We start from the raw sequence: 9,168 nt of genomic DNA on the forward strand, positions 1-9,168 counted from the left end.
CTCTGTGCTGGGCATAAGGGACGGTTCTCCTGTCGTGCCCTCTCAGGCTAACCCCGCAGAACGGGATGTCTCACCCAAGGCTGACAGAGAGGGGCTGCACGAGCACCTCAGCTGTCGCCGGCCTGCAACAGGAAAGGACTGGATGTTTTTCGACTCGCATTGCCGTGCCACCTCCAATCGAACGAAAGAGAGGCAATTAATATTATTGCCTTCCTTCGCGGCTCCTTGAGGGGTTCTCCCGAAAGCCGCCGTCGGCATTCTGCCCACCCAATTCTCATGCCACACGTCTTCGACTTCCTCCGGCTTCCTGTCGCGAACGACCCCCCAGGGTTCGCAGTTCAGGCGAGCTTGAACTGGTCGCTAGTCTCGTGGATGCTCCAGCCGCGGGCGACAAGTTCGCACGCGTAGGGCGCAGCGTGCTCCCTATGGGTGGCCAGCACCAGCAGGTGCGTGGGGCGGGTAGCCCCAACGAAGATGAGCTGTGCAGCGCGCTGCACAGTGACCTGTGCACGCTGGATGTCGCCTCCGGCCAGAAGCTTGAGCGTCTCCTGGATGTCGTGCTTGATGCCTCTCCTGTCCAAGCACTCAAGGAGCAGTGTGGCTGCGTGGGTCTCCCCCTTGGCGCTCTGAATGGAACCGGCGACGGAGGGCACCTGTAGCGGCAGGTCCTGCGCATTGGGATCGGCTGTGGCGCCGATGGCAGAGCTCTCTGGCCTTGAGGTGAACCTCAGGCTTTCCGTCAGTGCGGCAGAGTCTCGCAGCGGCACTTGTGCGAGGTCGGGAATGAGTTCGAGAAGTCGCGCGGTCGCCGACTTCCAGGTCGTTTCGTCGGCGCCACCGGAACCCATGAGCAGATCACGCAGAACCAGCCGGAGCTGACCACCCACAGTGGTCATGGAGCGTTCCAAGCGGCTCAGCGGTGGGAGGGAGACGGTGAGGGCCGGCCTCATGGCCGTGCGCACGCCTTCCCACAGCTCGGCTACGGCTTCGTGGTCACTGCCGCCGGCTGCCCATCGTGCCCCGGCAGCACGAACGGTACTGACCAGCTCCTTCTGCGCGGGGACACGGCTTGCTGGAGCACGGTCGGGAAGGTAGCAGGCAAGCGACTGCGGATATGTGTCTGAGGTCCCTTTGACCAGACGTGCTCCAAGCACTCGGGGCGGGTTGCGGACCAGTACGTCCTGCGGGACGAGCGCGTGTGCCATGCGCTCGAATGCCGGCACGACCTCACGGACGGAATGATCATCGAAGAGGAGGAGGCCGATCTGAGTGTCCGGGCCGGCACCGCTGATCCGTTGCGGGCGACGGATGGTGAGGGCGCTCGCCATGTCCGCAATCTTGGGGCCGAACCTTTGACTGACGGGAAGCTCGGCCGCCAACGACGCCGGAAACGCTGATGCCTTCGGCGACGTCGGCGTCCCGTCTGTGAAGATCGCCTGGTTCACGTCCCCTACGCGCTGGACGACTGCGCCGGAGGGGAAGACGCGGTCCAGGAGGTGCTGCTGCACATCACTGGTGTCCTGCATCTCGTCAAGCAGCACGAACGGGAAGCGCTGCGATACCGCCACCGCGATTGCGGGGTTCCGTATCAGGTACCACTCCGCGATCGCGTACATGTCGTCGTAGCGGAACACTCCTTCTTTGGCCAGCTGTCGCTTCAGACGGTCGTACTGCAGGCCGCTGGGCGTCGTGTCGGGATCGGCCGGGGCGCTTCCGCGGGGGCCGACCACCTTCAGCTTTCCGGCCTCGCAGACGAATGCGGCCTGGGCAACGGTGTCGAGCCCGTCGCGGCGACGACTCAGAAAGCTGCGGAGGGTGGAGAAGTCGCGACGTTCCAGCAGACGCAGGGCCGCTGCTTCGTAGACGTCATCGTCCACAGCCTGCACTTCGTAGCCCAGGGCGCGGATGGCTGGCAGGGCGAGGAAGGTGTTGGTGAAGGACTGGATCGTCCCGATGAAGTGCGGGTACTGGAGAAACCGTCGTCCGTCGGGAACCGCTGTGAGGCGGTTGATGATCTCGTCCTTCGCTGTGTTCGTGTGCGAGAGGACGCAGATGCCCCGGGTCCGTGAGGTCCATGCGCCGGCGAGCAGGGCCAGCTTGAGTCCGATCAGCGTGGTCTTGCCGGAACCGGGTGCCGCTTGGAGATCCTGGGAAAGCTCGCTCTGTACGAAGTCCCACTGCTCGGCATGCGACAGGTCGAGGCCGAGGATCTGGGCGAGGGTCTCGACCTTGTCCTTCACGAGGGCATCGGGCAGGTACGGAGGCTTCACTGCTCCACCTCGCCGCAGATGTGGTCGAACGCAGCCACCAGATAGGGAGGGAGATCGTCTTCCGTGAGGTCCGTGGCCTCAAGGAGGTCAGCTGCGTGCTGGGCTGTAATCGTCTTGCTGGCGTTGCCCGCCTTCAAGGGCTCATAGATGCGGAGAGCGACAGTTTCCAGAGAGACGTCGTCTGCCTTCCACCTCTCCACCTCCTTCCGTGCAGCGTCAGTCAGTTTCTTGAGCTTCTCGGCGCCCGGCCATGAGCTCTCGGACGAACGGGCGGCACGGACCGCCTGGTGCATCAGGGTGACCATGGGCCAGGAGGCCGCCGCAAGGTCGTACTCGAGAGTCCAGCAGTCCGAGACGAAGGTCTCTACTGGCCCGTTGTCCTCCTTCTTGAGGCCGGCGACATGCTCGGCGATCTCAGCCGGAGTCATCTCCGCCGAGCAGCGCAGTTCGCCCCTCATCTTGGCCGGGGTGTCCTTCGGTACGAGGTCCCGGTCTCTGATGCAGGCCACAGGGATGGGAACCTGCTCGCCGTCGCGCTGGAAGATCCGGCTGTAACGGAACAGCCCGACGTGCCCGACGTTCACCACACTGATGCCGCGTTCGCTGAAGGACCGGCCCATGGCCTTGGCGAGAGCGGGAAGGAAGATCGCCTCGGCATCGCCCTCAACGACCGCGACGCCACGGGCAAAGAACAGGTTTGCCTTGGTCACGTCCAGGAAGCGGGAGAGAAAGGCGTAGTCACCATCGTCGAGCTTGGTGTGCTCGGGCGCCAGGCTGAACGTACGTCCCCGGGCCACCATCGTGAGGGACCCGACCGGCATGGCTGACGCCAGATTGGGACTGTGTGTGGTCAGGATGACCTGGACGGGAGCCGCCGCAGCTTCCTCGACTTCTTCCGACCGTTCACGCAGCAGATCCATGATCCTGGCCTGCAGCTGCGGATGAAGGTGAGCCTCCGGCTCCTCGATGAGCAGTAGCGGCGCGATGTCGCCTTTCCCGAGAAGCAAGAGCTCTGCTGCCATGAACAGCGCGTTGTTGTAGCCGAGCCCGCGGCGGGTCCATTCGTCGGACGCCGAGAACAGGGTCAGCTCCAGCCTCTCCAAGGCCCGGGCCAGCGACGCGTCGCCCGCGACCCCGATCTTCCCTCGGAGCACGTCCCCGCCGATCGCGAACTTCTGCAGGTACGCCGTGTTGATGTCGTCCCGGGCCGCGGTAACGGCTGGGTTCCGGCCGATGTGATGCTCTGCGCGGCTCAGGATCCCTACGAGCGTGGAAGCCGAGTCGTCCTCCGCGTCGAAGTCATCCTTGCCCTGATCCGTCATCGCTGGATAGCTGGCAAGGATCTGCGACAGCCGGGATCCTCGCCCCGAGCGGAGCTCTGCTTCGGCGTCTCGTAGCGGGCGGAGGTAGGTGGCTTTGAGGAACTCACGCGCCGCCCCATCGAGAGCCAGCCCCTTCCCGCCCTCGCCGGTGCGCGTGGTCCAGGACACACGATTCCGGAGTGGGTCCACGAGCTGCGCCTTGATAGTGACGTCCAGGACAGCGTTGCCACGACCGTCATTCGTCAGCAGCTCCAGGAAGGCCCCCTGCTCCTGCGTGGACAGATCCTCAAACCGACAGGAGATCGAGAAGGTCTCCGCCCTGCCACGGTCACCGACGTGGAAGTCGTCCCTCGATATCCGGTAGTAGTCCGCCGCCGCGGTCTGCAAGCACAGGCGAATCGCGTCGACGATCGCAGTCTTGCCGCTGTCGTTCTCACCCACCAGAACATTCGTTCCTGGGCTGAACGACACGTCCAGCGACTCGCCCGAACCGTCGTTCTCTTGTGCGGCAGCGCCGAAGATCCTGAAGTTCTCGGCACGCAGTCGCGCTAGGTACATGGCCCCCCATGTCACAGGGGCCTGCGCCCGAGCGGGCGCAGGCGGAGTCAACCGCCTCAAGTGCCCCACCCGTAAGCGGATTACCCATGGATCATATGCCCGCCCGGTCTGCCTACGAGGCGGATCACCGTGCCTCATGGGTAGCTAGAGGCCACCACCTGGTCCTCAGCGGGGGTTGACGTGCGGGTCTCCGTAGCCCGAGGCGAGACTGGCAAGCAAGCTGCCTTGGACGGGTGCCGCGACCCCTTGGCCCGCTCAACCGACGCCAGCTACCCCGACCTTGGCACGGTGGGTGTCGATAACCGCCTCGCGTGGTCATGCGCTTCACCGGGTGTGGCGTCCGGCTGAACATGCCGCCTGAGGCATCCACCAGTCGTCCAGCAGGCCAATTTCAGTCTGATTGGTGGGCCATCCGAGTGAAAGATCCTTCGATAAAGAATCGAAATGAAAGAAGGTGCCCATATCGAACTCCTCTCAGTGTCAGTGGCGATCCCTAGGTTCTCGGGCGTGGAAAACGAGTGGATCGAGCCAGGGGCTCACAAGCAATCGCTTTTCAGAGATGAGCAGGTCGAACGCGGGCGCAAGCTCGTTGCCCGCGATGACCTTCTGACCAGTGAGAGGCAGCGCACCCGTCTAGAGATCGGTGATCTCCTCCTGGAGATCGCCCCGCCCGGCGAGAGCGACATGCACAACGGCACGCACAGGGTGATCGCCGCGCTCGCCAGCAAGATCGGCATCGCTCCCAACACGGCCCGCGAGTACCGGATGGTGGCAGCTGGGTACAAGGGCAGCGCGCGCAAGCGTGTTGCGGAGTCTGGCGTCACTGTCTCGTACTCCGTTATCCGAGAGGCTGCCATCGACATCACCGGTTCTGGCACACCGGCCGCGGAACGGTGGGAGAGGCTGTTCGAGCTCATCGATGATCCGCACCGGACGCGAGTGACTGTCCCCGAGTTCCGCAGCGCTATCGGCGCAAAGGTCATCGCCGAGCCTGCCGCCGGGCTCAGCCCGGAGCGAGTGGTGAAGCAGCTCAACGAACAGGAGGGCCTACGCGAAGCGGTTATCGCGGCCGTCATGGAGCCCGACTTCTTGCGGGAGGTCCTGCTGGCAGACCCGATGGCCGAGGTCCGCGTCCGGGACTCGCTCGCGGAGATCGGACGGCTGACCCGCAAGGACGTGACTGAACGAACCGAGGACAGTGACGACCGGCTGATCGGGCAGCTTCGCAGCCGGCTGCGCCTGCTGCTGGGCGTCTCGCAGATGGCTCCGGAGCAGGTGGTCAGCATCGCGGATGAGGGGCTCCTCGACGAACTAAACACGGCCTGCGCGCGGGTCTCCCGCTGGGTCGACGAAGTGCAGAATGCCCGCGCCAACGGACGGACGGTGGCCCAGTGAGCACGACGCGGTACGGCGGCCTTTCCGCCTCGACGAAGCAGTGGCTGATGGAGCATGTCCAAGCGATGCTCGCGGAGGGCCTCGACGCTACAGCCCGCGTTTCCCGGCTGCCCGAGGTGGTACTCGAGGGAGTTCTTAACGGGGAGTTGTCGGCCATCGAGTACCTGCGTGTGCTGGTCGGTGCGGACGCGCGGGGCCTGGACAGGGTCATCCTCGAGAAGCTTGCGAAGAGTGAACCCGACGGAACTGGCCAGGGAGTAGCTCCACCTGAGGATGCCAGCGGATCGGCGTCTGGTGGAACCGTTGATGGGACAGTGTCGAGCGGTACGTCGGGAATGGAGACGACCACCCAGCGCGACGGAGCAGAGAGGCCGGACAGCCCTCCGGTGGGAACAAACGGCACCACGGTTTGTACGACAACCGGTGGGAGCCTGACGGGGAAGATCCCGGCTCAGCCATCTCTCCTGGCCACCGATCTGCTGCGCAGGCGGGTCGTGGAACTCGCCCAGCAGGAAACACGGCTGCGTAGGGAGTACAGGCGGCTGGGACAGGAGGCGAAAGACGTCAGCCAGTTGCGCAAGATGGTGCGCGACGAGCTCGGCCAGGTTCGCAGGCATCTCAAGGCCATCCGCGAGGCCATCAAGGAGGCGGAGAACGTCGGGCAGAAGGGCCTGGACGCTCTGCCGCTGCTCGGCATCAGCGCCGACATGCTGGGGCTTGAGGACCACCACCTGACCGCTATCACCAAGGAGACCGTGTGATGCTGGCCGATCTCTCCTCCGCCGAATGGCATGACCACTGGAAGCGTATGGTCGACGTCAGTCAGCGCGAGCAGCGCCGCGGAGCGCATATCGCGGACATCGTGACGGTCGACGGCTGCGTGGTCGAGATCCAGCACGCATCAATGTCCCCGACGAAGATCGAGGGGCGCGAGCTGGACCACGGGCACATGGTGTGGGTGTGGGACGCGCGGCAGGCCTTCTCCTCCGGACAATTGCAGATCAACAGCCTGAACGGGGCCGTGGTCTCATTCAGGTGGCGCAACCATCGCCGAAACCTGCGGAGCTGCCGTCGCACTCAGTTCCTGGACCTCGGCCACCTGCTCCCGGATGGCCCGGCCGTGGTTCTTCGCGTCGAGCAGTTCAACGAAGACGGCACGGGTCTGGGCAGCCTCATCTCGCACCACTCGATGCGCCTGTGGATGACGTGCGGCATCAAGTACCGCCCCCTCGCCGAAGTGCCAGGGATCCCCCAGCATAGGGCGAAAGCGGTTGCGTGACCTTGTAGCTAGGTCGGCCCCCGCTGCGACGGGGGCTTCGCCTACTTGCCTGGCTGTCTTCGATGATCTGCCCAGGCTTTTCGTCAGCGAAGAGCGGAGATGATGTCGGTGCCGTAGGCGTCGATGGTGCCCTCGCGGTCGTCGTGCATGTCGTAGACGGCGAACTGGTCGACGCCCAGGTCCTTCAGACGGCGGAGCTTCTCCACGTGGGCCTCGCCAGGGCCGATCAGGCAGAAGCGGTCGACGATCTCGTCGGGGACGAACTCGGTGTCCGGGTTCCCGGTCCTGCCGTGGTGGCTGTAGTCGTAGCCGTGCCGGTCCTTGATGTACCTGGTGAGCTCGTCCGGCACCATCGACGAGTGCTCGCCGTACTTGGCGACCAGGTCGGCGACGTGGTTGCCGACCATGCCGCCGAACCAGCGGCACTGGTCGCGGGCCTGGGCGAGGGCCTCGGGCGAGTCGTCTGCCGTGACGTAGGCGGGGGCGGCGACGCAGATGGTGAGGGCGTCGGGGTCGCGGCCGGCGTCCTGGGCGGCCTTGCGGACGGCCTTGATCATCCATTCGGTGAGGAAGGGGTCGGCGAGCTGGAGGATGAAGCCGTCGGCCTTCTGCCCGGCGAGCGCGAGGGCCTTCGGGCCGTACGCCGCCATCCACACGGGCAGCTTGCCGTCCGTGATCCATGGGATGCGGACGGCGTTGCCGTCGACGAGGGCCTCGCGGCCTTCGGCGAGGTCGCGGATGACATCGATGGCCTCGCCGAGGCGGGCCAGGGTGTTGGGCTTGCGGCCGGCGACGCGCATGGCGGAGTCGCCGCGGCCGATACCGCAGACAGTCCGGTTGCCGTACATGTCGTTGAGGGTAGCGAAGGTGGAGGCGGTGACCTCCCACGTCCGGGTGCCGGGGTTGGTGACCATGGGGCCGACGTGGAGCTTGGTGGTGTTGGCGAGGATCTGGCTGTAGATGACGAAGGGTTCCTGCCAGAGCACGGCGGAGTCGAAGGTCCAGCCGTAGCGGAACCCGTTGCGTTCCGCGCGGCGCATCAGGCTCACGACCTGCGAGGCGGGCGGGTCGGTCTGCAGGACGAGTCCGAAGTCCACGCGGGACCTCCGAGTTCGAGTCGGTGCGATGGGACCACTGGGCTGCTCAGCCCAGGTACTGGCAGAGACCGCGCGGCACGAACACCCCGTGCCCCGCGTGACCCGTGTATTTCCGCTGGTCGACGACGACCTCACCCTGGGACAGGACCGTCTCCACCTGGCCGGTGATCGTCTTGCCCTCGTACGCCGAGTAGTCGACGTTCATGTGGTGGGTCTCCGCCGACAGCGTCTGGGTGGCGTGCGGGTCGTAGATGACGACGTCCGCGTCGGCGCCGGGGGCGATGGTGCCCTTCTGCGGGTAGATGCCGAACATCCGGGCCGGGGTCGCGCAGGCGATCTCGATCCAGCGGCGGCGCGAGATGTGTCCGTCGACGACGGCCTGATGGAGGAGGTCCATGCGGTTCTCCACGCCGGGCAGGCCGTTGGGGATCTTGGAGAAGTCGCCCCGGCCCAGCTCCTTCTGGCCGATGAAGCAGAACGGGCAGTGGTCGGTGGAGACCACCTGGAGGTCGTTCGTCCGCAGCCCGCGCCAGAGCGCCGCCTGGTGCTCCTTCGGTCGCAGGGGCGTCGAGCAGACGTACTTGGCGCCCTCGAAGTCCGGCTCCGCGAGGTTGTCCGTGGACAGGAACAGGTACTGCGGGCAGGTCTCGCCGAAGACCGGAAGTCCCATGTCCCGGGCGGCCGCCAGCTCGGCCACCGCCTCCTCGGCGGACACGTGGACGACATAGAGCGGGGAGCCTGCGACCCGGGCGAGCTGGATCGCGCGGTGGGTGGCCTCCGCCTCCAGGAGCGCCTTGCGGACCTCCCCGTGATGCCGCGGGTCTGTCTCGCCGCGGGCGAGGGCCTGCTCGACTAGGACGTCGATCGCGATGCCGTTCTCCGCGTGCATCATGATCAGCCCACCGGTCTCGCCGGCCACCTGCATCGCCCGCAGGATCTGGCCGTCGTCCGAATAGAAGACCCCCGGATACGCCATAAACAATTTGAACGAGGAAATCCCATGCTCGATGAGCTTCGGCATCTCCTTAGTACTGCAACGGTGTTTGCTGTGACGGGTGGTCAGTCGGTGGGGCGTGGCCTCGTTGTTTGTAGTGGCTGGTGCGGGCTTGGTGTTGTCGTTTTCGGCGCCAGGTCGACCAGTGCAGGATGTGGTCGACGGGTGCGGGCCGTCGGTTGGTGAGGCGGTGGATCAGGCGTCTGATCTCGGCGAGGCTGAGGTGGATGAGCTGGGAGGATCCGTTTCTGCT

Annotated in this window: 7 protein-coding genes and 2 pseudogenes; 3 read left to right on the forward strand and 6 right to left on the reverse strand. The window is 65.5% G+C overall.

Annotated elements, in window-relative coordinates:
- Positions 1–338 precede the first annotated feature (338 nt).
- From ACZ68L_RS45995 to ACZ68L_RS46005, 3 genes are all read right to left on the reverse strand, one after another.
- Positions 339–2,270, reverse strand: coding sequence for a UvrD-helicase domain-containing protein (locus tag ACZ68L_RS45995; protein WP_469590768.1), 1,932 nt, complete (start codon positions 2,268–2,270; stop codon positions 339–341).
- The gene (locus tag ACZ68L_RS46000; protein ID WP_469590770.1) at positions 2,267–4,150 is read right to left on the reverse strand and encodes an AAA family ATPase; all 1,884 of its coding nucleotides are present in this window, start codon (positions 4,148–4,150) and stop codon (positions 2,267–2,269) included. The genes ACZ68L_RS45995 and ACZ68L_RS46000 overlap by 4 nt, the downstream gene beginning before the upstream one ends.
- Before the next feature lie 324 nt (positions 4,151–4,474).
- A complete protein-coding gene (locus ACZ68L_RS46005) occupies positions 4,475–4,612 on the reverse strand; it encodes a hypothetical protein (protein WP_469590772.1) in 138 nt (45 codons plus the stop codon).
- Between the two features lie 45 nt (positions 4,613–4,657).
- On the opposite strand from ACZ68L_RS46005, the gene ACZ68L_RS46010 reads away from it, so the two are divergent.
- Genes ACZ68L_RS46010 through ACZ68L_RS46020 form a run of 3 tightly spaced genes read left to right on the forward strand, consistent with a single transcriptional unit; the run spans position 4,658 to position 6,824 of the window.
- Positions 4,658–5,545, forward strand: coding sequence for a hypothetical protein (locus ACZ68L_RS46010; RefSeq protein WP_469590774.1), 888 nt, complete (start codon positions 4,658–4,660; stop codon positions 5,543–5,545).
- Positions 5,542–6,306 carry a hypothetical protein gene (locus ACZ68L_RS46015; RefSeq protein ID WP_469590776.1) on the forward strand — a complete coding sequence of 255 codons (765 nt, stop codon included), beginning with the start codon at positions 5,542–5,544 and terminating at the stop codon, positions 6,304–6,306. Before ACZ68L_RS46010 ends, ACZ68L_RS46015 begins: the two co-directional genes overlap by 4 nt.
- A complete protein-coding gene (locus ACZ68L_RS46020) occupies positions 6,306–6,824 on the forward strand; it encodes a hypothetical protein (protein WP_469590778.1) in 519 nt (172 codons plus the stop codon). Before ACZ68L_RS46015 ends, ACZ68L_RS46020 begins: the two co-directional genes overlap by 1 nt.
- An 83-nt stretch (positions 6,825–6,907) precedes the next feature.
- Here the strand turns inward: ACZ68L_RS46020 and ACZ68L_RS46025 are convergent, their stop codons facing one another.
- The 3 genes and pseudogenes from ACZ68L_RS46025 to ACZ68L_RS46035 form a co-directional block, all read right to left on the reverse strand.
- Positions 6,908–7,921: a TIGR03842 family LLM class F420-dependent oxidoreductase gene (locus tag ACZ68L_RS46025; protein WP_469590780.1), complete on the reverse strand. Its 1,014-nt coding sequence runs from the start codon at positions 7,919–7,921 to the stop codon at positions 6,908–6,910.
- Positions 7,922–7,967: 46 nt separating this feature from the next.
- Positions 7,968–8,954 (reverse strand): annotated as a pseudogene (hydA, locus tag ACZ68L_RS46030) (dihydropyrimidinase); the annotation flags it as partial.
- A pseudogene (locus ACZ68L_RS46035) lies at positions 8,947–9,168 on the reverse strand (hypothetical protein); the annotation flags it as partial. The pseudogenes hydA and ACZ68L_RS46035, both read right to left, overlap by 8 nt.

Source organism: Streptomyces sp. NPDC104309 (genome assembly GCF_055584025.1).

What these genes read in the sequence shown, in the direction of transcription:
- ACZ68L_RS46000 (WP_469590770.1), bottom strand. Translation starts at nt 4,150, where the DNA reads ATGTACCTAGCGCGACTGCGTGCCGAGAACTTCAGGATCTTCGGCGCT.
- ACZ68L_RS46005 (WP_469590772.1), bottom strand. Translation starts at nt 4,612, where the DNA reads ATGGGCACCTTCTTTCATTTCGATTCTTTATCGAAGGATCTTTCACTC.
- ACZ68L_RS46020 (WP_469590778.1), top strand. Translation starts at nt 6,306, where the DNA reads ATGCTGGCCGATCTCTCCTCCGCCGAATGGCATGACCACTGGAAGCGT.